This is a genomic window from Microbacterium panaciterrae, assembly GCF_039541635.1.
Taxonomy (GTDB): Bacteria; Actinomycetota; Actinomycetes; order Actinomycetales; family Microbacteriaceae; genus Microbacterium; species Microbacterium panaciterrae.
This window is the reverse complement of sequence record NZ_BAABGP010000008.1, coordinates 36,790-62,291: the sequence shown is the minus strand read 5'-3', so window position 1 is coordinate 62,291 and position 25,502 is coordinate 36,790. Positions and strand designations below refer to the sequence as shown.

Here is a 25,502-nt window from a genome sequence, read left to right as displayed (position 1 = left end):
GAGCACGCGCGGGCCAGGCGCGTACCGGGCGGGCGCGCCGCCTCGACCCGCCGTTCCCGCTCGGCCCGCCGTTCCCCGCTCGGCCCACCCGTCACCGCTCCAGGCTGCGCCACCCCGTCGCCGATCGCACCGCGCTGCCGTCCAGTTCGAGGATGCCGAGAAGCGCCTCCGCCCGGTCGAGGCCGAGCCCGCTGCGCCGTGCCAGGTCATCGCTCGTGCGGGGCGCCCTCGCGCTCAGCGCATCGGCGAGGCGGATCATGTCCGGATCCTCCCCCGGCGGCGCGGCGGCCGGCTCGACGCCTGCTCCCAGCAGCTCGCGGATGTCGGCCGCAGACGTCACGCAGCGCGCGTCGTACTCCCGCAGCAGCCGGTGGCATCCGGCGGAGGTCGCAGACGTGATCGGGCCCGGCACGGCGCCGAGCGGCCGTCCCAGCGCGGCGGCATGCCCGGCTGTGTTGAGCGATCCGCTGCGCCAGCCCGCCTCGACCACGACGGTGACGCCGGCCAGAGCGCCGATGATCCTGTTCCGCTCCAAGAAGCGCCAGCGCGTGGGCGCTCCCCCGCATGCCACCTCGCTCACGATCGCACCGGAGGCGGCGATCCGCTCGAACAGCTGCGCGTGGCCGGCCGGATAGGCACGGTCGATGCCCCCTGCGAGAACGGCGACCGTGCGCCCTCCGGCTCCCAGAGCGGCGCGATGCGCGGTGCCGTCGATGCCGTACGCGCCGCCGGAGACGATGATCCAGCCCTCGCCGGAGAGCTCACCGGCGAACTCGGACGCGACGTGCTCGCCGTAGCTGGACGAGGCTCTGGCCCCGACGATCGCCACGGATCTGTCCGACAGCGCTGCCGCCTCTCCCCGCAGCCACAGCGCCAGCGGCGCGTGGTCGCCGAGGTCGCCGAGCGACGACGGCCACTCCGGGTCCCCCGGCAGCAGCAACCTCGATCGCGAGCGCACGGCCGCCTGCAGCGACGCGAGCACGAACTCCGGCTCGAGCCGTGCCGCCCACCGATTGCGCCCCTCTCGGAGCGCCCGTGCCGCCGGGCGCGACTCGGAGGAGTCCGCGGCGGGCTTGGGCTCCGCCTCGGCTCCGAATGCGCACTCCAGTGCCCCCTCGGCGCCCAGTGCGGTCACCAGCGCGCCCGCGACCCCGTCCCCCGGCTCCGTGAGGAGGTTCCAGAGCAGCGCGGCGAGGACCCCCGCGTCTGTCGCATCCCCACGGATGCGACCTGCCTCGGTGCGGATCGCGACGTCCTCGCGCACCAGGCGCAGACGCCGGCGCAGCTCGGGGCCGCTGACCGTGCGGCTCTTCTGGGCGGTACTCATGTCATCATCCCTTTCTTCAGGTAGAGGGCGCGGCCGACGTGCTCGAGGGCGGGCGCGTCGGCGCCGTCGAGATCCGCGACGGACCAGGCCATGCGGATCACCCGGTCGTATCCGCGCAGCGTCAGGGAACCCCGCTGCAGCGCGCGGTCCAGCGGCGCGCGTGCCCCAGCCGCGATCCGATGCTCGCCCTGCCGCAGCCACGTCCCCGGCACGTGCGCGTTGAGCCGCCAGGGCAGGCCGTGCCAGCGGAGCGCCGCACGTTCGCGCGCCGCGACGACGCGATCCCTGGCCTGCGCCGTGCTCAGCCGACCGCGCTCCTGCGCCATCGCCTGCACCGCCGAGACGCGGGCGACCCGCACCTCGATGTCGAGCCGGTCGCGGATCGGACCGGACAGCCTCGACGCGTACCGTCGGATCGCGGAGGGCGGGCAGACGCACTCCTCGCCGACCACGCCGAACGCCCCGCAGGGGCACGGGTTGGTCGCGAGCACGAGCTGGAAACGGGCGGGATAGCGGGCCGTGAACTCGGAGCGGTGGATCTCGATCGTGCCGGACTCCAGCGGCTGTCGCAGCGAGTCCAGCACGGCGCGCGGCGCCTCGGCGGCCTCGTCGAGGAACAGCAGTCCGCCGTGCGCCATCGCGATCGCCCCCGGCCGCGCGATCCGCGAGCCCCCTCCGATGAGGGCCGCGATCGATGCGCTGTGATGCGGGGCGACGAACGGCGGGCGCCGCTCCAGCGTCGTCAGCGATTCCCCCATCAGCGACCGGATCGATGCCGCCTCCAGGGCCGCCTCCTCGTCGAGGTCGGGCAGGATTCCGGCGAGCCGGCGGGCGAGCATGGTCTTGCCCGCGCCGGGCGGCCCGGTCAGCAGCAGGTGGTGCCCTCCTGCCGCCGCGACGACGAGTGCCGCCACCGCGTCTTCCTGGCCGATGACATCGGCGAGGTCGTCATCGGTCTCAGGCCGTTCCGGAGCCTCGGGAATGAGGATCGGATCCGGATCGCCCGGATCGTCGAGCTGGGCTCCATGCAACACGGCGACCTGCGCGAGACTCGCGGCCGCATGCACCGTGAGGCCCGGCACGAGTCGCGCCTCGGCCTCGTTCCCGACGGGCACGACCGCGTGCTCGAATCCGGCGGCTTTGGCCGCGTGCAGGGCCGGGAGCACCCCCGCGACCGGCCGCAGGCGCCCGTCGAGACCGAGTTCGCCGAGGTGCACGGTGCGGGCGAGCGAGGACGCGTCGAGCGTTCCCTCCGTGCCGAGCGCAGCGATCGCGATCGCCAGGTCGAACGCGGTGCCGTGCTTGGGCAGGCTGGCCGGCGACAGGTTCACCGTGAGCTTGCGCCGCGGCAGATCGAGCCCGCTGTTGCGGCACGCGTTGTGCACGCGGCGCGCGGCCTCGCCCAGCGCACGATCGCCCAGCCCGATCAGGTCGAAGCCCGGCGTCTGCTGGGACAGATCGGCCTCGACGTCGACCATGTGCCCGTTCAGGCCCGAGAGCGCCACAGCCCAGGTTCGCGCGGTCATCGCAGATCCTGCAGGTGCTCCAGGGATCCGACGGCCGGATCGGCTCCGACGATGCCGATCGCCTCGAGCCGCAGCGCCAGGCCGTGGCTGGACTGCGGATGCGCGCGCACCCAGGCATGCACCAGCCGCCAGAGCCGTTGCCGCTTGCGTTCGTCGATCGCCTCGAACGGATGCCCGAAATCGAGGCTCCGCCGGGTCTTCACCTCCACGAACGCGAGCATGCCGCCGCGGAGCGCGACGATGTCCAGCTCGCCCTGGTCGCACCGCCAGTTGCGATCGAGGATCCGGTACCCGAGCCGGGTCAGGTGCTCGGCGGCGCGGTTCTCACCTGCGCGGCCGAGCTCGTCTTTCGCTGCCATGCGGACAGCCTCGCGGCCGCGCTCGGCCCGCGGAGCCGCGAAAGCGCAACCGGTGCGAAACCCGCGCAGCGCGCCGGGTGGGGAGGAGCAATCCCCCGGACGTCACTCGCCGTCGAGGGAGAGCTCCTGCGGCAGCTCGAACTCGCGCCGGGAGAGCTCCTCGACGTTGACGTCCTTGAACGTCAGCACGCGCACCGCCTTCACGAAGCGATCGGCGCGGTAGATGTCCCACACCCAGACGTCGCTCATCGACACTTCGAAGTAGAAGTCGTGCTCCGTGTCGCGGCGCACCACGTTCACCTCGTTGGCGAGATAGAAGCGCCGTTCCGTCTCCACGACGAACTGGAACTGTTGCACCACATCGCGGTACTCGCGGTACAGGGCGAGCTCGAGTTCGCGGTCGTAGTCGTCGAAGGCGTCGTCATCCATGGTCCCCCCATCCTACGAGGACGGGATCGGGGCCGCCGCATCCGCCCCGTGCACCGCTCAGAACAGCGTCGGCGCGTCGGCGATCGCCCAGGACGAGCGGTGGTGCGGCGTGAGGCCGCACGCGCGGATCGCGTCGCGGTGCTCGAGGCTGGCGTAGCCCTTGTTCCGCTCCCACTGGTATGCCGGGTAGGCCGGTGAGAGATCGACCATGAGCGCGTCCCGGGCGACCTTCGCGAGCACGGAGGCGGCCGCCACCGACGCACAATCGCGGTCGGCCTTGATGATCGAGCGCACCGCCAGCCGGCCGGGGTGCACGGCCGACACGTAGTCGTGGTTGCCGTCCAGGATCACCAGCGCCGCGCTCGCGTCGTAGGCGTCCGCGCACGCGGCGATGATCGCGCGAGATGCGGCGAGCCCCAGGGCCCGCATGATCCCGACCTCGTCGATCTCGGTGCTCTCCGCCCATCCGACGGCGCTGGCTGGCGCCCACGCCTGCGCACGTTCGGCAACCTCGGGACGGCGCTTCTGCGGCACCAGCTTGGAGTCGCGGAGCCCCTGCGGGACCCGGCGCCGAGCCGCGGCCGCGTCGACGACGGTCGCGCCCACAGCGACGGGGCCGGCCAGGGCCCCGCGTCCGACCTCATCGAGACAGATCAGGATCGGGTGCTCGCGCAGCAGCCGCCGTTCGAGGGTGAGGCTAGGTTCGACGACCGGCACGGCGGCGCCCCTTGGGCTTCTGATCCGTCACGCCGTTGAAGACGGCGTAGTGCCCGTCGATCGTCCCGAACCGGTCGAACGGCCAGGTGATCAGGAATGCGCGACCGACGATGTTCTCCATCGGCACGAATCCCTGGCCGGGCTGGTTCTGGTGATAGCGGGAATCCTCGGAGCGGGTGCGATTGTCGCCGAGGACCCAGACGGCCCCCTTCGGCACCGTCACGTCGAACGGGATGCTCGACGCGCGATCGTCGCCGACATTCGGCTTCAGATACGCGCTCTCGTCGATCGGCGCCCCGTTGACGGTGAGCTGGCCGAGCGAGTTGCAGCACACCACGTGGTCACCGGGCAGCCCGATCAGGCGCTTCACCAGGTGGTCTTCGGAGTCGGGGGCCGCGATCCCGATCAGGGTGAGGAACCACTCCCCGGCCTCCAGCAGCGGCGGTCGCGTCGGAGGCGGCGGAGCGGCGGGCAGCCAGCCGCCCGGATCCTTGAACACGATCACGTCGCCGCGGTGGTAGCCGTTCCAGTGCGGGGTCAGCTCGTCGACGAGGATCCGATCCTTGACCAGCAGGGTGTTCTCCATGGATCCGGAGGGGATGTAGAAGCTGCGCACCACGAACGTCTTCACGAGGAACGACACCAGCACGGCGATCAGCAGGATCACGAGGATGTCGCGGAGGAAGATCAGCCAGCCGCGGCGCTTCGGCTCGTCCCGTCGCTCCCGGCGCGCGCCGGTCTGCTCGGCCGCGATCTCGTCCGTCATGCGCCATCCTTCACAGCCGTTCGCCGTCACACACGACGGCACCCTCTAGGTTCTCACGTCGGAGGCGACAAAGAAGCGCCCCGAGACGACGTGTCTCGGGGCGCTTCAGAAGAAATCTGAGGGTCAGCGCGCGTCGCGCTTCTCCTTGATCTTCGCCTTCTTGCCGCGCAGGTTGCGCAGGTAGTAGAGCTTCGCGCGGCGCACGTCACCGCGGGTGACGACCTCGATGTGGTCGATCACCGGGGAGTGCACCGGGAAGGTGCGCTCGACGCCCACCTGGAAGCTGATCTTGCGGACCGTGAAGGTCTCGCGCACGCCGTCGCCCGAGCGGCCGATGACGGCGCCCTGGAAGACCTGCACACGGGAGCGGCTGCCCTCGATGATGTTGACGTGCACCTTGACGGTGTCGCCGGGGAAGAAGTCGGGGATGTCGGAGCGGAGCGAAGCCGCGTCGACAGCGTCGAGGATCTGCATGATCGTCTCTCTCTGCACTCGCCTCAGGTCGCATGCATGTCGGAAGGAAAAGGAGGTGTGGTGTGCTGAACGGCGCGCATTGCGTCCGCGGGTTCCCCTGGGGCAGAACCGGTCACGGCACAAGGACCTATTTTGGCACGGATCCGCGACCGCGCCAAACCGAGCGGGGATCAGCGCGGTGCGGCCCCCGCGGCGCCGGGGCTCTCGGCGATCACGATCACCTGACCGCGCATCGACGAGGCATCGCCGGCGGGCGTCGAAGAAGGCGCCGGCCCCGGGTCTGCGGGAGCGCCGGGGGCGAGAAGATCGGGATCCATCGCCCGCCGCAGAGCCGAGGCGGACTCCCGCCAGAGCTGCGCCAGCGTCGACCAGAACACCGCGAGAAATCCGACGATCGCGCCGGTGAGGATCCATCCGAACGCGCTCGGGAAGAAGCCGACAGCGATCGTCAGTCCGTGCCACAGCACGATGCCGGCGGCGTCCTGCCAGGACACCGCCCTGGCCTGGCGGACGCTGGCCCGCGCCCGCACCAGGAACGCGATCAGCAGCTCGCCGATCAGCACGGACGGCGCTGCGATGAACAGCACCCACAGGATCGCCCAGCCGCTCTGGAACACGCCCCAGCCGACGAGCAGCCACAGCGGAAGCACCAGCGCCGCCGGGAACAGCCAGGTGAACAATGCGCGCCTGATCCACATAACGCGATGCTACGTCGACGCCGCCGGCCCGGTGCCCGGAGTTCGCTGTGAGCGTCGGGCCGGTCCGGGTGCGGGAGAATGGATCCGACGAGAGGACTTCCGATGATCGAACTGCGCACCCCCGCCGAGATCGACGAGATGCGCGCGGCCGGCCGGTTCGTGGCGCAGACGCTGGCGACCCTGCGCGATGAGACCAAGGTCGGCACGAACCTGCTGTCGATCGACCGTCGCGCGCACGACATGATCCGCAAAGAGGGTGCCGAGTCCTGCTACATCGACTACCACCCGTCGTTCGGGGCGAGCCCGTTCGGCAAGGTGATCTGCACCTCGGTCAACGATGCGGTGCTGCACGGTCTGCCGCACGACTACACGCTGCGCGACGGCGACCTGGTCTCGCTGGACTTCGCCGTGTCCGTGAACGGCTGGGTCGCGGACTCCGCCGTCTCGTTCGTCGTCGGCACGCCCCGCGACGAGGATCTCCGCCTCATCGACACCACCGAGCGCGCGCTGGCTGCCGCGATCGCGGCGGCCGTGGTGGGCAACCGCATCGGCGACATCTCCGCCTCGATCGCGGGCGTCGCGCACGGCGAGGGCTACTCGATCAACACCGACTTCGGCGGCCACGGCGTGGGCCGGATCATGCACGGCGACCCGCACGTGCCGAACGACGGCCGCCCGGGCCGCGGCTTCCCGCTGCGCGCCGGGCTGGTGATGGCCCTGGAGCCGTGGTTCCTCGCCGCCACGGACGAGCTCGTCACCGACCCGGACGGCTGGACGCTGCGCAGCGCCGACGGGTCCCGCGGATCCCATTCCGAGCACACCGTTGCGATCACCGAGGACGGTCCGATCATCCTCACCGACCGCTCCTTCCTCGGCGTCGACTGACGCCTCCGGCCGTTCGGCCGGCACTTCCGCGGGGAGGTTGCCGGTGGGACAATGTGCCATGGGGACGGACGCCGAAGCGGGCGGCTCGGATGCGGAGCTCGCCCGTAGGCTGCAGATTCTCGCGACCGAGCACTGGGGACTTCTCGCGGCGCGCAGCACCGCGCAGAGCGAGGTGCTGACACGCATCACGATCCATCTCACGCTCGTCTCCGCCGGGCTGCTGACGATCGGCGTGCTCGGTCAGGCGACGCATTTCACGGTCTGGTTCCCGCTCGCGGCGCTGGCGATCCTCGGATTCCTGTCGATGGTGGGGATTCTCACCCTGATGCGTGTGCTCGCCGTCTCGGAAGAGGACTTCATGTTCGTCGTGGCGATGAACCGGATCCGCGGCGCCTACGCCGAGATCGATCCGACCGCGGCGTCCTACTTCCTCGCCTCGACGCACGATGACGAGCTCGGGATGCGTGTCACCTACTCGTTCATGCGTGAACGTGGCGCCGCGGAGCAGCTGCTCGGTTCCTCCGCCGTCCTGAGCATGCTCGTCAACGGGTCGGTGGCGGGCCTCTTCTTCGGCGGACTGAGCGCGGTGCTCGGGCTGCGTTCCGGCGGGCCGATCGTCATCGGGATCGTCGTCGGGCTGTGCGTGACGGGAGCCGCCTTCTGGTACGTCGCGTACCGCTTCCTCGGGGTGTGGCGCACGTACACGCCCCGCAACCCCACCGACGCGCCTCCCCCGTACTGGCTCATGCATCGCCATCTCACGATGCGACGGCAGCGCGATCAGCGCGCGAACGCACCGCAGCGACCATGAGCTCGGCTCAGGCGTCGCCGGCCAGCAGGTCGGGGCGGCGCAGGCGCGTCCGCTCGAGCTGTTGCTCGCGTCGCCAGGTCGCGATCGCGCCGTGGTTGCCGCTGAGCAGGATCGGCGGCACCGCGCGGTCGCGCCAGACGGCGGGCTTCGTGTACGACGGGTACTCCAGCAGCCCGTCCTCGTGCGACTCCTCGACGAGGCTCTCGGGATTGCCCACGACGCCAGGGATGAGCCGGCCGATCGCCTCGACCATCGCCATGACGGCGACCTCTCCCCCGTTCAGCACGTAGTCGCCGAGGCTGATCAGGCGCACCTCGCCGAGTTCGGCCGCCTCCTCGAAGACGCGCTCGTCGATGCCCTCGTAGCGACCGCAGCCGAAGATGAGGTGATCGCGGGTCGCCAGCTCGCGCGCGGTGGACTGGCGGAACACCTCGCCGGCGGGCGACGGGAAGATGATGGTCGGACGCTCCCGAGCGCCCGCGTGGGGGGATCCTGCCAGTGCGTCGAGCGCGAGCCCCCACGGCTCCGGCTTCATGACCATGCCGGCGCCGCCGCCGTACGGAGTGTCGTCGACGGTGCGATGGCGGTCGCCGGTCCAGTCGCGCAGATCGTGCACGTCCAGGTCCAGGATGCCGCTGTCCCTCGCCTTGCCGAGAAGGGAGAGCGTCAGTCCGTCGAAGTACGACGGGAAGATCGAGACGACGTCAATCCGCACCGGGTGCGTCCTGATCGGCGGCCTGGGGTGCGGCCGCGGCGGGCGCCTCGTCCGCGAGGTCCTCGAACAGCCCGGCAGGCGGCGTCACGACGACGCGCCCTGCGGCGATGTCCACCGTCGGGACGATCGCGGAGACGAACGGCACCATGATCTCGCCGTCACCGGCCGACGGGCGCACGATCAGCAGATCCTGTGCGGGAAGGTGCTCGACGCGCACCACGCGACCGACCACGACCCCGTCGCGCACGACCTCGAGCCCGGTCAGCTGGTGGTCGTACCAGGCGTCGTCCTCGGGTTCCTCGGCGTCGTCCTGATCGATCCACAGGATCGCCTTGACGAGCCCCTCTGCCGCGGTGCGGTCCTCGACGTCGTCGAAGAAGACGACGGAGCTGCCGTTCATCACGCGGTACTCACGCACGACGAGCGTCTTGCCGTGCCACGGAGATGCCTCCGGCACCTGCAACGTGAACGCGGCGCCGACGAAGAACCGTCCGGCGGGATCGTCGGTGTAGAGCTCGACCTTCAGCGCGCCCTTGAGGCCGTGCGCCTTGACGAGACGGCCCACGCGCAGCTGGTTGCGGCCTCCTGCGCGCTCGCTGGCGACCACGCTCAGTCGTCCGCGACGTCGACGCGCACGCGACGCCCGTCCGCGAGGGCGGTGATCAGCGTGCGCAGCGCCTTGGCGGTGCGGCCGCCGCGCCCGATCACGCGCCCCCGGTCGTCGGGGTGCACACGCACCTCGAGGACGTCACCGCGAGGCGACGTGGAGGCGGTGACGGTGACATCGTCCGGGTGATCGACGATCCCCGAGACGATGTGCTCGAGCGCGGCAGCCAGCACGACGGATTACTCCGCGTCTGCCGCAGCGTCGGCTGCGTCAGCGGCCTCGGCCGGAGCCTCGGCCTTCTTCTCGACCTTGGGCTTGACGACCGACTTCTTGGCGGAGTCGATCTCGAACGGCGCCTTCGGCTCGGCGACCTTGAGGGTGCTCTTGGCGTTCTTGTCGCCCTTGAAGATGCCCCAGTCGCCCGTGATCTTGAGGATCGCGGTGACCTGCTCGGTCGGCTGCGCGCCGACGGAGAGCCAGTACTGGGCGCGCTCGGAGTCGACCTCGATGAACGAGGGCTCCTCGGTGGGGTGGTACTTGCCGATCTCCTCGATCACACGACCATCGCGCTTGGTGCGCGAGTCGGCGACGACGATGCGGTAGTACGGCGCACGGATCTTGCCCAAGCGCTTGAGACGGATCTTGACAGCCACGATTCTCCTGAATGTTGTGGAGGGAAGACGAACTGATCACCGACCGCGTGGGGTGCACATCCGGTGGAAGCTCTGAGGGTGGATCACGGCCGGATAGAGGGTCGAGCGGTGATCCAGCTGTCCATTCTGCCAGATCCTCGGCGCGGGCGCGAAACGACGCGGGACGTCTCGGTCGGGATCCCTCCGCGGCCGCGTTCGCACGACTGGTATATGACATAGCACACGTGACGCGCTAGCATGGGAGCCATGCCCGATGTGATCGCCGACCTCACTCTCGTCCCCGCGTCGGCGATCGCCGACCGCGTCAGCATGACCTCCGCGATCGCCGCGATCGCGCAGGTGCTCCGCGGCGGCTTCGATCCGGAAGAGGATCTGCCGCGCGCCGTGCTGGACGTGCCGAACGGCCAGCTGCTGCTCATGCCGGCCGCGGCCGGAGGCGCCGCCGGGCAGAAGTTCGCGACCGTCGCGCCGGGCAATCCCTCCCGAGGGCTCGAGCGCATCCAGGCCCTGTACATGCTCCTGGACGGCGAGACCCTCGCACCGACCGCGATTCTCGACGGCACCGCCCTCACCGCGCTGCGCACCCCCGCGGTCTCGGCCGCGGGCCTCGACCTGCTCGCGGAACCCGACGCCGGCGACCTCGTCGTGTTCGGCACGGGACCGCAGGCGGTGCGCCATGTCGAGGCGATCGCTGCGATCCGTCCGCTGCGCACCGTGCGACTGATCGGGCGGGACGAGCGTCGATGCGCAGCCGCCGTGGACGCGGCGCGCGCCTTCGCCCCGCAGGCCGTGGTCACCGCGGGATCCGTATCGGACGTCGCGGCGGCCGACCTCATCGTGTGCGCGACGACCGCGACAGACCCGCTCTTCGCCTCCGGATCGGTCCGCGACGATGCCGTCGTCGTCGCCATCGGCTCGCACGAATCGGACAAGAGCGAACTGGATCCGGCGCTGCTCGGCCGGTCGCAGGTCGTCGTGGAGAGTCGTCGGGTCGCCCGGACCGAGGCGGGCGACGTGATGCGCGCCGTCGCGGCAGGTGAGCTGCGTGAGCAGGACGTCGTGAGCATGCACGAACTGTTCACCGGCCTGGTGCCTGCGGACAGGACTCGTCCGCGGGTCTTCAAGACCTGCGGCATGGGCTGGCAGGATCTGATCATCGCCCGCCTGGCCGTCTGAGCTTCGCCCGCCCGATCCGACCGCGCTCGAAAGGAGCGTTCCATGACCTGGACTCCCGGCACCGCACTCACCACCGAGGACTGGCACACCGCGGGAGAGCCGTTCCGCATCGTCGCCGGGATCCCCACGCATGGCGCCACGGTCGCGGAACGCCGGATCGAGGCCATCAGCGGTGAGGCGGACGGCGTGCGGCGCTTCCTCTGCCTCGAGCCTCGCGGCCATGACGACATGTACGGCGGGTTCGTCGCGCCGCCGGATGACGACGGCGCCGACTTCGGCGTGCTGTTCTGGCACAAGGACGGCTTCTCGACCGCCTGCGGGCACGGCACGATCGCGCTCGGCGCCTGGGCCGTGCGTACCGGGATCGTCCCGTCGGATCCGGACGGAGAGACCACCGTCACGATCGACGTGCCCAGCGGGCGCGTGCAGGCGCGCGTCCGCCAGCAGGGCGGCCGGATCAGCGATGTGGTGTTCCGCAACGTCGAATCGCGGGTCCTCGCGCGCGGCATCGCACTGGACACCTCCCTCGGCGCGGTCGAGGTCGACCTCGTCTTCGGCGGGGCGGTGTATGCGACCCTGCCCGCGTCCGCCGTGGGCCTCTCAGTGGTTCCGGAACACACCGCCGACCTCATCCGCATCGGCCGCGAGATCAAATGGGCGCTCAACGAGCACCCGGCAGCGCAGCTCGACGACGAACGACTGAGCGGGGTCTACGGCACGATCCTCTTCGACGATCTCGGCCGCACCGCGCAGGGGCCGTGGCAGCGCAACGTCACCGTGTTCGCGGACGGCGAGGTCGACCGGAGCCCTTGCGGATCCGGCACGTCCGCACGCGTCGCGCTGCTCGCCGCGACCGGCGAGCTCGCCGACGGCGAGGTGCTCACGCACGACTCGATCATCGGCACGCGCTTCCACGCCGCAGTCGCCGAGCGCACCGCGTCGGGCGTGATCCCCGAGGTACGCGGAATGGCGCACCGGGTCGGCTCGTGCACCTTCGCGCTCGACGAGGGCGATCCCCTGCCCGAGGGCTTCAGCCTGCGCTGACGGGCCCGCATCGCCGGGCTACCGGCATACTCTCCCTGAACCTCTCACGAAGGAGCACACCCATGCGCACCGGATCCCTCAGTATCCTCGGAGCGGCCGTCTGGGACGGCGACCGCTTCACCAAGCGCGATCTGCACATCGTGGAAGGCACCGTGTCCGATCGCCCCGCCGCGGACACCACGACGGTCAACGGCCGCGGGCGGTGGCTCATCCCCGGTCTCATCGACGCGCACTTCCACGCCTACGCGACCAGCCAGGACGGCCTCGAGGACGAGAGAGGGCCGCTCAGCTATGCCGCCATCAACGGCACGCGGCGCCTGCACGCGGCCCTGCAGCGTGGCTTCACCACGGTGCGCGACGTCGCGGGCGGCGACATCGGACTCTCCCGCGCGATCGACGCCGACCTCTTCCCCTCTCCCCGCTACCTGTTCACCGGCCCGGCCCTCAGCCAGACCGGCGGTCACGGCGATCCTCGTTCCGCACACGTCGACATCTGCTTCACGCACGGGCACATGTGCGAGATCATCGACGGGGTGGAACCGCTGCGCATCGCGGTGCGCAACCGCCTGCGCACCGGCGCGCACGCGATCAAGGTCATGGCCTCCGGCGGCGTCTTCTCGCTCACGGATCCGATCCGGGTCCCGCAGTACTCCGACGAGGAGCTCCAGGTCGTCGTCGCGGAGGCCACCCGGCGGGGGTCGTATGTCGCCGCGCACGCCTACTCCTCCGAGGCGGTGCAGCACGCGATCTCCAACGGCGTGCGCTCGATCGAGCACGGCAACCTCATCGATGCCGCCACGGCCGGCCGCATCGCCGACGCCGGCGCCTATCTGGTGCCCACGCTCGCCGCCTACGACGCGATGGATCGTCGTGGCGCGGCGATCGGGCTCAACGCGACGTCGCTCGCGAAGAACGCCGAGGTGCTCTCGCAGGGGCGGGAGGCCGTGCGCCTCGCACTCGCCGCGGGGGTGCGCGTCGGGTTCGGCACGGATCTCATGGGCGAGCTCGAGGACGACCAGCTGTGCGGCGTGCGACTTCAGGTCGAGGCGAGCGGGGCAGCGGCCACTCTCCACGCCATGACCACGGTCAACGCCGCCCTCATCCGCGACGAGCGGGCAGGTCACCTCGGATCCGGCGCGTACGGCGACGCGGTGCTGCTCACCGCGGATCCGATCGCCGAGCCCGCAGCGCTGTGGGAGCAGGATGCGCGCGCGCTCGTCGTGCGCGGCGGGATCGCCGTCGCCCCCTGAGCCGTTCAGCGGGCGAACGAACCCCACTCGGTGGAGCTGCCCGCCGCGCTGAACGACTGCGGCACACCCCACGGGTTGTCGTCGCGCAGCGACGCCGGCAGCAGCTCCTGCGGCGCGTTCTGATATGCGACGCCGCGCAGGAACCGGGTGATCCCGGCCGTGCCCACACTGGTCGCGTCGGTCGTCGTCGCAGGATAGGGCCCCCCGTGCTGCATCGCCGGCGTCACCGAGACCCCGGTCGGCCAGCCGCCGAAGAGCACTCGGCCGCTGGTGGCGGCGAGGGCCCCGACCAGCTGGTGCAGGGATCCGTCCGCGAGCTCCGCGGCGCGGGCATGCACGGTCGAGGTGAGATTGCCGGGGAACAGCTCCTCGTGCGCGGCCGGAAGCTCCGCCGCGTCGTGGTAGCGCACGATCACCGACAGCGGTCCGAACGACTCCTCGAGCAGTTCCTCGCGGTGCGCACGCAGGGTCTGCAGATCGACGGCGACGACGGTCGGCGTGGCGTAACGCTGCCCGTCCTCGTCCTCGCGGAGCGCGCCCTCAGCCAGAACGGTCGCGCCCTCCGCGCCGAGCACGGCGGCGCGGCGCCCCTCGAACGCGCGGCCGATGCCGGGGTTCAGCAGGCGGTGCTCCGCGACGGCCTCGGCGGCGGTCGCGATCGGAGACAGATCCGCGTCGGCCGGCACGAACAGGAAGCCGGGCTTGGTGCACAGCTGACCGGCGGATCCGGACATCGAGGCGACGAAGTCCTGCAGCAGCCCGGCGTCGGCATACGTCGCGTACACCGGGTTGACGCTGCCGAGCTCGCCGTAGAAAGGGATCGGACGCGGGCGGGCCGCCGCGATGTCGGCGAGCAGCCGGCCGACGTGGGTGGAGCCCGTGAACGCCCCCGCGCGGATCCGCTCGTCCTGCAGCAGTTCGACGCCGTTCTGCTGCCCTTCGATGAGCTGGAACACACCCGCCGGCATGCCGGCAGCGTCGAGGGCCCCTGCCACGATCTCCGCGGTGCGGCGGGACAGCTCCGGGTGTCCCGAATGCGCCTTGACCACGACCGGGCAGCCGGCGGCCAGGGCGGCGGCCGTGTCGCCGCCCGCGACGGAGAAGGCGAACGGGAAGTTGGACGCGGCGAAGTTCAGCACCGGCCCGACCGGCTCCAGCACGCGCCGCAGGTCCGGGCGCGGCCCGATCACGTAGGCGGGGTCGGCGGCGTCGATCCGGGCGTCCAGGTAGGAGCCGTCGACGATCGCGTCCGCGAACAGCCGCAGCTGCCAGGAGGTGCGCTTCAGCTCGCCGGTGAGGCGCGGCTCGCTGAGCCCCGTCTCGCGCATCGCGACCGTGATGAGCTCGGCGGCATGCGCGTCCAGCGCGTCGGCGACCGCGACGAGGGCTGCGCCCCGCGCGGACGGCGAGGTGGCGGCGAACGGGCGGGCGGCCGCAGCCGCGTGCGCCGCGACCTCGGATACGACGGTCGTGGTGTCGGTCATCTCTGCTCCTAGAAGACGAAACCCTCGGGGAACGGGTCGTCCCCGTCGAGGATGTACTGGCCGAGCCCGGTGACCCAGGCGCGTCCGGTGATGGTGGGGATCACGGCCGGCCTGTCCCCCACCGTGGTCTTGCCGATGACACGCCCGATGAACTCGGTCCCGATGAAAGACTCGTTCACGAACGGCGTGTCGAGCGCGAGCTCGCCGCGCGCGTGCAGCTCGGCCATCCGCGCGCTCGTGCCCGTCCCGCACGGCGAGCGGTCGAACCAGCCGGGGTGGATCGCCATCGCGTGCCGGGAGCGGACGGCGTCCGATCCCGGAGCGATGAACTCGACGTGGTGCACGTGGTTCGCGCCCTCCAGCGTGGGGTGCGCCGGCGGCGCCTGGGTGTTGATCGCGTCCATGATCGCGAGTCCGGCACGGATGATGTCGTCCTGGCGGGAACGGTCGAACGGCAGACCCACCTCGTCCAGGTCGACGAGGGCGTAGTAGTTGCCGCCGAACGCGACCGAGTAGGTGATCTCGCCGATCCCGGGGACCTGGATCCGCTGATCCAGCCGGTCGACGAAGCTGGGCACGTTCTCGATCGTGACGTTCATGGCGCGGCCGTCCTCGACGGCGACCCGCGCGATGACGAGGCCCGCGGGGACGTCCAGGCGGATCTCCGTGATCGGCTCGGTCACCTCGACCATTCCGGTCTCCACCAGGACCGTGGCGACGCCGATCGTGCCGTGCCCGCACATGGGCAGGAAGCCGGACGCCTCGATGAACACCACGCCCCAGTCGGCGTCGTCCCTGGCGGGCGGCTGCAGCAGCGCACCCGACATCGCGGCGTGGCCGCGCGGCTCGTTCATGAGGAACCCGCGCAGCCCGTCCAGATGCTCCATCGCGTACAGCCGGCGATCGTTCATGGTCGCGCCGGGGATCCGGCCGACACCGCCCGTGACGACCCGGGTCGGCATCCCCTCGGTGTGGGAGTCGACGGCCGAGATCACCCGGCGCCCGCGCATCAGGCGACCGCCACGCGCCGTGCCGCCAGCGCCGCGAGGGCGCGCTCGGTGTCGGCGGTGACCTGTGCGTGCTGCTCGGCGGAGAGCGGGCCGCGCGGCGGGCGGGTGGGGCCGCCGTAGGAGTTGCCGCAGATGTCCATGGAGAGCTTGATCGCCTGCACGAACTCCGTGCGCGAGTCCCAGCGGAACACGGTGACGAGCTGCTCGTAGAGCGCCTTCGCCTCGTGCCAGTCGCCGTTGCGGCACAGGTTGTAGAGTTCGACCGCCTCGCGCGGGAACGCGTTCGGATAGCCCGCGAACCATCCGACCGCGCCGTTGACCATGAGCTCGAAGAGCACGTCGTCGGCGCCGGCGATGATGTCGATGTCGCAGAGCTCCTTGATCTCGTAGACGCGGCGCACGTCGCCGGAGAACTCCTTGATCGCGACGACCTCGGGGATCTGGGCGAGCTTCGCCACCAGGGACGGCACCAGGTCGACCTTGGTGTCGAACGGGTTGTTGTACGCCATGATCGGCAGGCCCGCCTTCGCGACCTCCTCGAAGTGCGCGATGACCTCGCCCTCGTTGGCGCGGTAGAGCGTCGGCGGGAGCAGCAGCACGCCGTCCGCTCCGTCCTCGCGGGCCAGCTCCGCCCACGTCCGGGCCTGGTGGCTGCCCACGCCGTGCACGCCGGCGATGACGATGCCGCGGCCGTCGACGGCCTCGACGGCGACCTGGATGACCTTGCGGCGCTCCTCGTCGGTGAGCGAGGAGTACTCGCCGAGCGAGCCGTTCGGGCCCACGCCGCGGCAGCCGTTGGACATCAGGAAGTCGACGTGCGCGCCGAACCTGTCGTAGTCGACGGCGAGCCCGGCCGGAGCCGAGGCGTCCTCCTTGAAGGCGAGGGTCGTCGCGACGACGACGCCGCCCAGGTCCATGCTCAGCTCAGTCATTGCGATGCCCATTCTCTCGAAGTACTACGTAACATATTACACACTACCCCTGGCCGTGTGAATCCCTGCCACGCCTGTCACTGTGCAGGATCCGCCGTCGTCGCGGCGAGCTCGCCGATGCGCACCGACGACAGCACGGGGCGGCGATCGTAGCCGATCGGGGCGCCGAGGATGTCCTCGACGCTGCGGCCGCAGGTGCGTCCCTGACATGCACCGAGTCCGGCCCTGGTCGCGAGGCGCATCGCTCGGGAGGACGCGACGGCGAACTCTTCGAGCACGTGCGTGCGCACGGACTCGCACCGGCACACGATTGTCTGCGGATCCAGCCACCCGGTCCATCCGGATCCGATCCGGTGAGTCTCCAGCCGCGCGGCGAAGGCGCGCATCCGCCGACGCGCGGCGAGCGGGGCGCGGTACCGGAGATCCGCCGGGGCGACGCCGGCCGCGGCGAGCCCGGCGACGCCGCCCTCCGCGAGTGCGGCGTCCGCTCCGCCGATGCCGGTGATCTCCCCCGCCGCGAACACGCCGGGAACGCTCGTGTCCTGCTGCGCGCCGACGCGCACGAAGCGATCGGATCCGATCTCGCAGCCAGCCTGGATCGCGGCTTCGAGCCGCGGGGTGAAACCGTGGCCGAGCGCGACGGAGTCGCATTGGACCGTACGCGCGGTCCCGGAGATCGGACGCCAGGCCGCGTCCACGCGCTGCACGGTCACCGCCTCGACGGACGAGCCGCCGTGAATGCGGGTGACGGCGGCGCCGAAGCGGTACGGGGTGCGCCGCGCGACGAGCGATCCCAGATACGACGCCAGCTCGCCCGCCTTGCCGGCCGCCGCGCCGAGTTCCCAGGGGCGCCGCCCCCAGCCACGCACCATGGTCGCGACGCTCGCGGCCTCGACGATCTCGACGACCTCGCCGCCCACCCGGCCGATGCTCTGCGCGACAGGCAGCAGGAACGGGCCGGCACCGGCGACCACCGTGCGCGCGCCGAGGCGCACCCCGTCGCGCTTGGCGAGCGCCTGCGCCGCGCCGGCCGAGGTGACGCCGGGCAGCGTCCAGCCCGGCACCGGGAGCACCCGGTCGTGCGCGCCCGTCGCGATCACCAGCGCGTCGGCGTCGATCGTCTCGCCACGGCGCTGTGCGGCGTCGGCGGGTCCCACCAGGGCATGCACGCGTAGCGGCCGCCCTGGCTCGATGCGCCACACCGAGGCGGATGTGACGACGCGGGCTCCGGCGAGCTGTTCGCGCAGCCGGTCGAAGCGACCGACCTGATGCTGAAGATGCCGATCCGTGAGTTCGGGGTGGTGCCGCCAGAACTGCCCGCCGACGCGTTCACCCTCGTCCAGGACGGTCACGTCCGCGCCCGCGGACACCGCCGCGGCCGCCGCCGCGAGTCCCGCGGGTCCGGCGCCGATGATGACCACGCGCGTCGCGCTCATGCGCGCACCTCCCGATTCACGACATCGCCCTCGCACGCGGTGCGCTGGCAGGCGCGCACGCCCTCCACGCCGTTCACCGTGAGCACGCAGTCCTGGCAGATGCCCATGCCGCAGAAGATGCCGCGCTCCTCGCCCGCTGCGGTGCGCCAGGTGCGCTGCCCGGCTTCCAGCAGCACGCCGGCGATCGTCTGCCCCTCGCGCCCCGCGACCGGCTCGCCGTCGACCGTGATGTGCACGCTCATGCCGACACCCCTTGCAGTGTGGCCCGGGAGGGCAGGAACGGCGTCGGATCCAGGGGCGCGGCGGTGCCGAGGACGGCGTGCGCGATCAGCTCGCCGGTCGTCGGCGCGAGGCCGATCCCCGCCCCCTCGTGCCCCGCGGCGTGGAAGAGCCCCCGGATGCGGGCGTCGGCGCCGATCGCCGGCAGATGATCGGGGGCGTACGGGCGGAACCCGAAGTAGGTGCGCAAGAGCATCGTGTCGCGCAGGAACGGGAAGATCCGCGTGGCCTTCGCCGCGATCTCCGCGAGCGGATCGAGCAGACCCTCCTCGGAGAAGCCCACCCGCTCCCTGCTGGATCCGATCAGCACCGTCCCGGACGGGGTGGATTCCACGACGGTGGACGTCTGCAGCGCCGCATCGCCGGACCCGACCGCGCTCACGTAATCGGCGTCGTACACCTTGTGGAAGACCCGCTGCGGCATCGCCGCCGTGACGAGGATCGTGCCGCGGCGCGGGCGGATGTCGAGCTCGCTCCCGAACAGCGCCGCGGTCGCGCCGGCCCAGGGACCGGCGCAGTTGATCACCGCGTCCGCCTCCATGCGTCCGGCCCGCGTCTGCACTCCGGCGATGCGATCGCCGTCGACCAGACCCGCCACGACCTCGTCGATCCGCAGCTCGGCTCCGAGGTGTCGCGCGCGGGCCAGCATCGCCTGTGCGGCGAGGCTCGGCTGCACCTGGGCATCGTCCGGATAGTGCACCCCGAAGGCGATCTCCGGGCTCAGGTGCGGCTCGGCGGCACGCAAGGTGCTCGCATCGAGCCGCTCGGTGCGGATGCCGATCCCGGCCTGCGAGTCCGCGAAGGATCCGAGGGCTCCTGCGCCGGCGCCGAGGGCCACGACGATGCCGCCCTTCGCCTCGAACTCGGTCGCGGGCTGGCCGGGGACGCGGTCGCCGTCGAGCCGCCCGGCGAGGGCGCGCCAGGCGCGATTCGCCTCGATCGCGAGGAGCGCCTCGGGGCCGGGTTCCTTGTCGGAGACGAGGATGTTGCCCTCGCAGCGGCTCGAGGTCTCCCCCGCCACGCCGACGCGGTCGATCACGATGACCTCGGCGCCGGCCTCGGCGAGGGCGAGCGCGCACGCCGCGCCGATCGCGCCCGCGCCGATCACGATGATCCGCATCCTTCACCTCCTGGTGCCGTGTGACATATTACAAGATCCGGCCCGCCGGATCGACCGAGGGTGAGCCGCGGTTCAGCCGCCGAGGTAGGCGTCGACGACCCTGGCGTCCGCGGCGAGCTCCGCTGCGGTTCCCGACAACGTCGCGCTCCCGGTCTCCACGACGTAGGCGCGATCGGCGATCTTGAGCGCGGCACGCGCATTCTGCTCGACGAGCAGCACCGTCGTGCCCTGGGCGTTCACCGCCTGGACGGTCTCCATCACCTGCTTCACGACCAGCGGCGCGAGCCCCATCGAGGGCTCGTCCAGCAGCAGCAGCTTCGGCCCGCCGATGATCGCCCGACCGATCGCGACCATCTGCTGCTCGCCGCCCGAGAGCGTTCCGCCCTGCTGCCTGCGCCGTTCGGCGAGGCGCGGCATGAGCGCGTACACCTGGTCGACGCGCTGCGCCACGAGCTTGGCGTCGCGCACGGTGTAGCCGCCGAGCAGCAGGTTCTCGTGCACGGTCATCGTGGAGAAGATCCGTCTGCCCTCGGGGACGTGCACGAGGCCCGCGGCGACGATGTCCCAGGGCTTGGCGATCGCAAGATCCAGGTCTCCCCATCGCACCGTTCCGGACTTCGGCCGCACCAGGCCCGACAGCATGTTCATGGTGGTCGACTTGCCCGCGCCGTTGTTGCCGAGCAGGCACACGATCTCGCCCTCGTGCACCTCGAAGCTCAGTCCGCGCAGTGCATGCACCCTGCCGTAGTACACGTCGGCGGCCGAGACCGTGAGCGAGCTCATGAGCGCTTCCCCTTCGTGTTCCCGTGCTTTCCCCTGCCCTCGAGCAGCGACAGGTCCACCGTGCCGGTCTGCAGCTTCGTCGTATCCAGCGCCTCGTCCTCGACACCGAGATACGCCTCGATCACCACGGGATCCCGCTTGATCTGCTCGGGCGAGCCGACCGCGATCTCCTTGCCGTAGTTGAGGACGACGATGCGCTCGGCGAGCTGCATGATCAGCCCCATGTCGTGTTCGATCAGCACGACAGCGACACCGAGATCGCGGATCCGGCGGATGAGCTGCATGAGCGCCTGCTTCTCGCTGAAGTTCAGGCCGGCCGCGGGCTCGTCCAGGAGCAGCAGCTTCGGGCTCGTGGCAAGGGCGCGGGCGATCTCGACGCGGCGCTGCTCGCCGTACGGAAGCTGCGTCACGTAGAGGTTCTCGTCGCCGGCGAAGCCCACGAAATCGAGCCACCCCCTGGCCTCTTCCGCACAGCCGAGCTCGGCGCGCCGGTAGCCGGGCGTGTGCAGCAGCGTCGCCCAGAACCCCTCGCGCAGGTTGGCGTGCATGGCCGTCTTCACGTTGTCGAGCACGCTGAGCTCGCGGAACAGCCGGAGGTTCTGGAACGTGCGCGCCATCCCCCACTTCGTCACCCGGGACGGCAGCACCCGGTAGAACCCGAAGCTCTGCAGCAGATCGACCAGGCGCAGCTTCCGCCAGAAGCTCGGCGCCTCGCGCACGATGTCCTTCCCATCGAACACGACGGAGCCGGACGTGGGCAGATAGAAGCCGGAGATGCAGTTGAAGGCGCTGGTCTTGCCTGCCCCGTTCGGCCCGATCACGGCGAGGATCTCACCCTCCTGCACCGAGAAGCTCAGTCCGTCGACGGCCTTGACCCCGCCGAACTGCAGTCGCAGGTCGCGCACCTCGAGCAGAGCGCTCATCGGGACACCCCTTCCTCGCCGCGAGCGTCCGCCTCGCCGCCGGGCTCGTCCACCGGCACCGGTGTCGCGAATCCGGCTGTCGGCGGCAGCGCGGGCCGCTGCTTCTTGAGCCAGGGCAGGATCGCCGTGGCCGGCCACAGCCCGGACGGGCGGAACAGCATGACCACGATCAGCAGCACGCCGAAGATGAGGAAGCGCCACTCGGAGAAGTCCCGCAGCAGCTCGGGGGCGAGCGAGACGAACAGCGCCCCGATGATCACGCCGGGCGTGGATCCCATCCCGCCCAGAACAACGGCCATCAGGATCAGCGCGGAGTACAGGAACTGGAAGCTGTTCGGGCTGATCGCGGACAGGTGCGTGGCCATGAGCTGACCCGCCACTCCCGCCCAGACCGCGCCGATGATGTACGCGGAGATCTTCGCGAAGTAGGTGTTGATCCCCATCGCCTCCGCCGCGTCCTCGTCGTCCCGGACCGCCTTCCAGGCCCGGCCCATCTTGCCCTTGGCGAGCCGGCCGGCGCCGATCACGCCGACCAGCACCACGATCGCCGCCACGAAGTAGTAGAACAGCACGCGCTGCGGGAACTCGAGGCCGCCGATCGTCAGCCCGTCGGCGAAGCTCCAGCCGCCGAACGACCAGGTGGGGATGCCATGGATACCCGAGGGGCCGCCCGTGATCTGCAGGTTGTTGGCCGTGATCCGGATGATCTCCCCGAAGCCCAGCGTGACAATGGCGAGATAGTCGCTGCGCAGGCGCAGCGTGGGCGCTCCGATGATGATGCCGGCGACGATGCAGCACACGATGGTCGCAGGCAGGGCCGCCCACATCGGCAGTCCGACCACGGTGGTCAGGATCCCGGACACGTAGGCGCCGACTGCGAAGAAGGCGATGTAGCCGAGGTCGAGGAGTCCCGCGTAGCCGACCACCACGTTCAGTCCCATGCAGAGCATCACGTAGATGAGCGCGCTGGTGGCGATCGACATCGTGTAGCGGGACGCGTCGATGAACGGCAGCACGGCGAGCAGGACCACGCAGAGGCCGCCGAGAGCGCGCAGGAATCCCTGCTGCGAGGTGAGCACCCCCCGCGGCGGCGCGGGCCGGTCGAACAGCGCGGAAGGGGCGCGCAGCTTCACGGCGCGCAGTCCCGACGTCGGTGAACCGGACATGTCACATCCTCTCGACGACGCGGGCCCCGAGCAGCCCCGTCGGTTTGAAGGTGAGGAACAGGATGAGGAAGCCGAAGGAGAACACGTCGCGCCATTCGCCACCGAACCAGGCGGATCCGAAGGACTCGAGCAGTCCCAGCAGCAGCCCGCCGAGCATGGCGCCGTACAGACTCCCGATGCCGCCGATCACGGCGGCGGTGAACGCCTTCAGGCCGATGATGAAGCCCATCAGGAAGTCGATCGAGCCGTAGTACGCGCCGGCCATCACACCGGCCGCGCCCGCCAGGGCCGACCCGATGAAGAACACGGTCGCGATCACGCGGTTGACGTTGATCCCCATCAGCTGCGCGCCCGTCGGATCGAGAGCGATGGCACGCATCGCCCTGCCCTGCCGGGTGCGTTCGACGACGTGCGCGAGCACCAGCATGAGCACCGCGGCGATGATGACCAGCACGATCTGGGCCGGGGTGATCCGCATCCCGGCGAAGTCGAAGCCCGCCGACTCCAGTCGCACGGGGAAGGCCTCGGGGTTGGGGCCGAAGATCTGCCGCACGGTGTACTCGAGCGTGAACGAGACGCCGATCGCGGTGATCAGCACGGCGAGCCGAGGGCTGCGCCGCAGCGGCCGATAGGCGATCCGCTCGATGCCGACGCCGAACAGCCCGGTCGTGACCATCGACAGCAGCAGGATGACCAGCAGCAGCGGGATCGACGACTCGTTCGAGATCCCGAAGGCCGAGAGCGTGGCGAAGCCCGCGAACGCGCCGAGCATGTAGATGTCGCCGTGCGCGAAGTTGAGCAGCTTGATGATCCCGTAGACCATGCTGTACCCGAGCGCGACGAGGGCGTAGAACGATCCCACGATGAGGCCGTTCCAGATGAGTTGCATCACTGCGGAGGTGTCCTTCCGTCGACGAGGGAGTCCGGATCGGGGGCGGCACTGTGGCCGCCCCCGATGGCGGCTCAGCCCTGCAGGTCGTCCTTGAGGACGAACTTGCCCGTGGCCCCGTCGATCGAGACGATCACGAAACCGCCGCCGGAGCGGGTGTGATCGGGCATGAAGGTGAGCGGGCCGGCGAGGGTCTTGAAGTCCTTCAGACCCTCCAGCGCCTTGACCACCCCGTCGAACGCGGTGCCCTTGGCGCTGGTCATCGCGGCCGCGACCACGTTCACGGCGTCATAGGACTGGGTGGAGTACGGACCGGGGTCGGCGCCGGCGAGCTTCTTGTAGTCGGCGATCCACTTGTCCGCGCCCTTGAGCATGTCCGGCGTCTGGGTGAAGGTGCCGAGCACGTGAGCGGTGTACCCCTTGCCCGCGATCTCGGCGAACTTGGCGTCCACGGATCCGTCGCCGACGAGGAACGTGCCTGTGAAGCCGGCGTCGGCGGACTGCCGGTCGATCAGGCCGCCCTCCTGGTAGTAGCCGGTCCAGTAGACGAGGTCGGGCTTGGCGTTCGCGAGCTGCGTCGCGACCGCGGAGTAGTCGTTCTCCCCCGGCGTGATGACCGCGTCGAGCGAGACGGTGAGTCCGGCGGCCTTCGCCTGCTCCGTGAACGACGTGGCGAGATCCTTCGAGTACGCGGTGGCGTCGTTGATCGCGCCGACGGTCTTGGCGCCCGACTTCTGCGCGTACTTCACCGCGGCCGCGGCCTGCTGCGTGCCGGTGCCGTTGATGAGGAAGACGCCAGGCAGCTTCTGCTTGACCAGCTCGTTCGAGTTCGCGGCGGGGATCACCATCGGGATCTTCGCCTCGTTGAAGATCGGCAGCGTGGGCAGGGTCGCCCCCGAGCAGTACCCGCCCACCGAGGCGACGACGCCGTCTGTGACCAGCTTGTTGGCGGCGGCGACCGCCGTGGTCGCGTCGCAGGCGTCGTCCTGCACCTCCAGCGAGAGCTTGCGGCCGTCGATCCCGCCCTTCGCGTTGATCTCGTCGATGGCGAGCTGCGCCCCGAACTTCATGTAGTTGCCGAATGCGGACTCGCTGCCGGAGAACGGTGCGAGCATGCCCAGCTTGATCGGACCGGAGTCGGCAGAGGCTCCTCCCCCGCCTGAGGCGAGTCCGCCGGAACAGCCGGCGGTGAGGATGAGCACACCCGCGGCCAGGGCTGCGGTGAGGATGCGCGTTGCGCGACGGGTACGGATCTGCATGTGAGGACCTCCAGGATGCGTCTTTGCATTCGCGGTGAATACCATGTGACACATTACTCACATCTTCCGTCGGAGAGTAACCCCCCGATCCGGATCAGTCCTCCTGGCGTCCGCTCCACACGCCGCCGACGTGCCCGATGTGCCGGCGCATGAGGGCTTCCGCGCCCGCGCCGTCGCCGGCGACCAGGAGATCCACCAGCTCCGCGTGCTCGAGCGAGGTCGGCACCAGCGTGTCGGAGTCCGCGAGGCGGACGAGACCCACGAGCCGCGTCTGCTGCCGGAGCTCCCGCACGGTGTCGACGAGCTTCTCGTTGCCCGTGACCGCGAGGATGCGCAGATGGAAGGCGGTGTCGGCCTCGAGGTACTCCTCGAATCGGCGCTCCGTGCCGGCGACGACGATGCGGTCGGCGAGCGCACGGAGTTCCTTCTCCAGGTCGGCGTCGATGGCCCCGGCGACGCGGCGCATGGGCGGAGCCTCGAGCAGCAGCCGCACATCGGTGAGCTGGTTCAGCTCCTCCGCCGACACCTCCGTGACCTGGAACCCGCGATTGCGGATCGGGCGCAGGAAGCCCCGCCGCGCGAGATTCAGCATGGCCTCTCGCACCGGGGTCGCGCTCACGCCGAAGTCGCCGGCGAGGGTGGGCACGGTCAGCACGTCGCCGGGGGGCGTCTCCCCCGACACGATCCGTGCGGCGATCATCCGCTCCACCTGCTCGCGCAGACTTTCCGCGGGAACGAGAATGGACTCGCCCGCGCTCATGCGATGCGTCCGTCGTAAAGCGTC

General features: G+C 70.7%; 29 protein-coding genes. 5 read left to right on the top strand and 24 right to left on the bottom strand.

Features of this window, described 5'->3' with window-relative positions; genetic code table 11:
• Nucleotides 1-91: 91 nt before the first annotated feature.
• The 8 genes from dprA to ABD882_RS05145 form a co-directional block, all read right to left on the bottom strand.
• The gene (gene dprA / locus ABD882_RS05180; RefSeq protein ID WP_345185042.1) at nt 92-1,327 is read right to left on the bottom strand and encodes a DNA-processing protein DprA; all 1,236 of its coding nucleotides are present in this window, start codon (nt 1,325-1,327) and stop codon (nt 92-94) included.
• The gene (locus ABD882_RS05175) at nt 1,324-2,853 is read right to left on the bottom strand and encodes a YifB family Mg chelatase-like AAA ATPase (protein ID WP_345185041.1); all 1,530 of its coding nucleotides are present in this window, start codon (nt 2,851-2,853) and stop codon (nt 1,324-1,326) included. The genes dprA and ABD882_RS05175 overlap by 4 nt, the downstream gene beginning before the upstream one ends.
• Nucleotides 2,850-3,212: a YraN family protein gene (locus ABD882_RS05170; RefSeq protein WP_345185039.1), complete on the bottom strand. Its 363-nt coding sequence runs from the start codon at nt 3,210-3,212 to the stop codon at nt 2,850-2,852. Before ABD882_RS05170 ends, ABD882_RS05175 begins: the two co-directional genes overlap by 4 nt.
• Before the next feature lie 102 nt (nt 3,213-3,314).
• Nucleotides 3,315-3,641 (bottom strand): DUF2469 family protein, encoded by a 327-nt coding sequence (locus ABD882_RS05165; RefSeq protein WP_345185037.1) that lies wholly within the window; start codon nt 3,639-3,641, stop codon nt 3,315-3,317.
• Nucleotides 3,642-3,698: 57 nt separating this feature from the next.
• The gene (locus ABD882_RS05160) at nt 3,699-4,358 is read right to left on the bottom strand and encodes a ribonuclease HII (protein WP_345185035.1); all 660 of its coding nucleotides are present in this window, start codon (nt 4,356-4,358) and stop codon (nt 3,699-3,701) included.
• Nucleotides 4,339-5,124, bottom strand: coding sequence for a signal peptidase I (lepB, locus tag ABD882_RS05155; protein WP_345185034.1), 786 nt, complete (start codon nt 5,122-5,124; stop codon nt 4,339-4,341). The genes ABD882_RS05160 and lepB overlap by 20 nt, the downstream gene beginning before the upstream one ends.
• A 123-nt stretch (nt 5,125-5,247) precedes the next feature.
• Nucleotides 5,248-5,598 carry a 50S ribosomal protein L19 gene (gene rplS / locus ABD882_RS05150; RefSeq protein ID WP_345185032.1) on the bottom strand — a complete coding sequence of 117 codons (351 nt, stop codon included), beginning with the start codon at nt 5,596-5,598 and terminating at the stop codon, nt 5,248-5,250.
• A gap of 170 nt (nt 5,599-5,768) precedes the next feature.
• Nucleotides 5,769-6,296 carry an MFS transporter permease gene (locus tag ABD882_RS05145; RefSeq protein WP_345185030.1) on the bottom strand — a complete coding sequence of 176 codons (528 nt, stop codon included), beginning with the start codon at nt 6,294-6,296 and terminating at the stop codon, nt 5,769-5,771.
• Between the two features lie 102 nt (nt 6,297-6,398).
• On the opposite strand from ABD882_RS05145, the gene map reads away from it, so the two are divergent.
• Both map and ABD882_RS05135 read left to right on the top strand, forming a co-directional pair.
• Nucleotides 6,399-7,181, top strand: coding sequence for a type I methionyl aminopeptidase (map, locus tag ABD882_RS05140; protein WP_345185029.1), 783 nt, complete (start codon nt 6,399-6,401; stop codon nt 7,179-7,181).
• Between the two features lie 58 nt (nt 7,182-7,239).
• Nucleotides 7,240-7,992, top strand: a complete 753-nt coding sequence (locus ABD882_RS05135; protein WP_345185027.1) for a hypothetical protein — start codon at nt 7,240-7,242, stop codon at nt 7,990-7,992.
• A gap of 7 nt (nt 7,993-7,999) precedes the next feature.
• Here the strand turns inward: ABD882_RS05135 and trmD are convergent, their stop codons facing one another.
• From trmD to rpsP, 4 genes are read right to left on the bottom strand one after another with little or no spacing between them, the layout of a single operon-like run.
• The gene (gene trmD, locus ABD882_RS05130) at nt 8,000-8,707 is read right to left on the bottom strand and encodes a tRNA (guanosine(37)-N1)-methyltransferase TrmD (RefSeq protein ID WP_345185026.1); all 708 of its coding nucleotides are present in this window, start codon (nt 8,705-8,707) and stop codon (nt 8,000-8,002) included.
• Nucleotides 8,697-9,314 (bottom strand): ribosome maturation factor RimM, encoded by a 618-nt coding sequence (gene rimM / locus ABD882_RS05125; protein WP_345185024.1) that lies wholly within the window; start codon nt 9,312-9,314, stop codon nt 8,697-8,699. Before rimM ends, trmD begins: the two co-directional genes overlap by 11 nt.
• A gap of 2 nt (nt 9,315-9,316) precedes the next feature.
• On the bottom strand, nt 9,317-9,547 hold the full coding sequence (locus ABD882_RS05120) for an RNA-binding protein (protein WP_345185021.1): 231 nt from the start codon (nt 9,545-9,547) through the stop codon (nt 9,317-9,319).
• A gap of 6 nt (nt 9,548-9,553) precedes the next feature.
• A complete protein-coding gene (rpsP, locus tag ABD882_RS05115) occupies nt 9,554-9,967 on the bottom strand; it encodes a 30S ribosomal protein S16 (RefSeq protein WP_345185020.1) in 414 nt (137 codons plus the stop codon).
• 246 nt (nt 9,968-10,213) lie between these two features.
• On the opposite strand from rpsP, the gene ABD882_RS05110 reads away from it, so the two are divergent.
• The 3 genes from ABD882_RS05110 to ABD882_RS05100 all read left to right on the top strand — a co-directional run bounded on the left by ABD882_RS05110 (nt 10,214) and on the right by ABD882_RS05100 (nt 13,437).
• Nucleotides 10,214-11,143 (top strand): ornithine cyclodeaminase family protein, encoded by a 930-nt coding sequence (locus tag ABD882_RS05110; protein WP_345185018.1) that lies wholly within the window; start codon nt 10,214-10,216, stop codon nt 11,141-11,143.
• Nucleotides 11,144-11,185: 42 nt separating this feature from the next.
• Nucleotides 11,186-12,187 (top strand): proline racemase family protein, encoded by a 1,002-nt coding sequence (locus ABD882_RS05105; RefSeq protein ID WP_345185017.1) that lies wholly within the window; start codon nt 11,186-11,188, stop codon nt 12,185-12,187.
• A gap of 62 nt (nt 12,188-12,249) precedes the next feature.
• Nucleotides 12,250-13,437 carry a metal-dependent hydrolase family protein gene (locus ABD882_RS05100; protein WP_345185016.1) on the top strand — a complete coding sequence of 396 codons (1,188 nt, stop codon included), beginning with the start codon at nt 12,250-12,252 and terminating at the stop codon, nt 13,435-13,437.
• A 5-nt stretch (nt 13,438-13,442) separates the two neighbouring features.
• On the opposite strand, the gene ABD882_RS05095 is transcribed toward ABD882_RS05100, so the two are convergent.
• The 12 genes from ABD882_RS05095 to ABD882_RS05040 form a co-directional block, all read right to left on the bottom strand.
• The gene (locus ABD882_RS05095) at nt 13,443-14,921 is read right to left on the bottom strand and encodes an aldehyde dehydrogenase (NADP(+)) (RefSeq protein WP_345185014.1); all 1,479 of its coding nucleotides are present in this window, start codon (nt 14,919-14,921) and stop codon (nt 13,443-13,445) included.
• An 8-nt stretch (nt 14,922-14,929) separates the two neighbouring features.
• Nucleotides 14,930-15,931 (bottom strand): proline racemase family protein, encoded by a 1,002-nt coding sequence (locus ABD882_RS05090; RefSeq protein WP_345185012.1) that lies wholly within the window; start codon nt 15,929-15,931, stop codon nt 14,930-14,932.
• Nucleotides 15,931-16,863 carry a dihydrodipicolinate synthase family protein gene (locus tag ABD882_RS05085; protein ID WP_345185010.1) on the bottom strand — a complete coding sequence of 311 codons (933 nt, stop codon included), beginning with the start codon at nt 16,861-16,863 and terminating at the stop codon, nt 15,931-15,933. The genes ABD882_RS05090 and ABD882_RS05085 overlap by 1 nt, the downstream gene beginning before the upstream one ends.
• Nucleotides 16,864-16,940: 77 nt before the next feature.
• A complete protein-coding gene (locus tag ABD882_RS05080) occupies nt 16,941-18,299 on the bottom strand; it encodes an FAD-dependent oxidoreductase (protein WP_345185008.1) in 1,359 nt (452 codons plus the stop codon).
• The gene (locus tag ABD882_RS05075) at nt 18,296-18,541 is read right to left on the bottom strand and encodes a (2Fe-2S)-binding protein (RefSeq protein ID WP_345185007.1); all 246 of its coding nucleotides are present in this window, start codon (nt 18,539-18,541) and stop codon (nt 18,296-18,298) included. Before ABD882_RS05075 ends, ABD882_RS05080 begins: the two co-directional genes overlap by 4 nt.
• The gene (locus ABD882_RS05070) at nt 18,538-19,698 is read right to left on the bottom strand and encodes an NAD(P)/FAD-dependent oxidoreductase (protein WP_345185005.1); all 1,161 of its coding nucleotides are present in this window, start codon (nt 19,696-19,698) and stop codon (nt 18,538-18,540) included. The genes ABD882_RS05075 and ABD882_RS05070 overlap by 4 nt, the downstream gene beginning before the upstream one ends.
• Nucleotides 19,699-19,770: 72 nt before the next feature.
• Nucleotides 19,771-20,481, bottom strand: a complete 711-nt coding sequence (locus tag ABD882_RS05065) for an ABC transporter ATP-binding protein (RefSeq protein ID WP_345185003.1) — start codon at nt 20,479-20,481, stop codon at nt 19,771-19,773.
• Nucleotides 20,478-21,404 (bottom strand): ABC transporter ATP-binding protein, encoded by a 927-nt coding sequence (locus ABD882_RS05060; protein WP_345185001.1) that lies wholly within the window; start codon nt 21,402-21,404, stop codon nt 20,478-20,480. Before ABD882_RS05060 ends, ABD882_RS05065 begins: the two co-directional genes overlap by 4 nt.
• Nucleotides 21,401-22,570, bottom strand: coding sequence for a branched-chain amino acid ABC transporter permease (locus tag ABD882_RS05055; protein ID WP_345184999.1), 1,170 nt, complete (start codon nt 22,568-22,570; stop codon nt 21,401-21,403). Before ABD882_RS05055 ends, ABD882_RS05060 begins: the two co-directional genes overlap by 4 nt.
• Before the next feature lies 1 nt (nt 22,571).
• Nucleotides 22,572-23,459: a branched-chain amino acid ABC transporter permease gene (locus tag ABD882_RS05050; protein ID WP_345185832.1), complete on the bottom strand. Its 888-nt coding sequence runs from the start codon at nt 23,457-23,459 to the stop codon at nt 22,572-22,574.
• Nucleotides 23,460-23,533: 74 nt separating this feature from the next.
• Nucleotides 23,534-24,718 carry a branched-chain amino acid ABC transporter substrate-binding protein gene (locus ABD882_RS05045; RefSeq protein ID WP_345184996.1) on the bottom strand — a complete coding sequence of 395 codons (1,185 nt, stop codon included), beginning with the start codon at nt 24,716-24,718 and terminating at the stop codon, nt 23,534-23,536.
• A gap of 94 nt (nt 24,719-24,812) precedes the next feature.
• Nucleotides 24,813-25,478 (bottom strand): GntR family transcriptional regulator, encoded by a 666-nt coding sequence (locus tag ABD882_RS05040; protein WP_345184994.1) that lies wholly within the window; start codon nt 25,476-25,478, stop codon nt 24,813-24,815.
• Nucleotides 25,479-25,502: the final 24 nt, after the last annotated feature.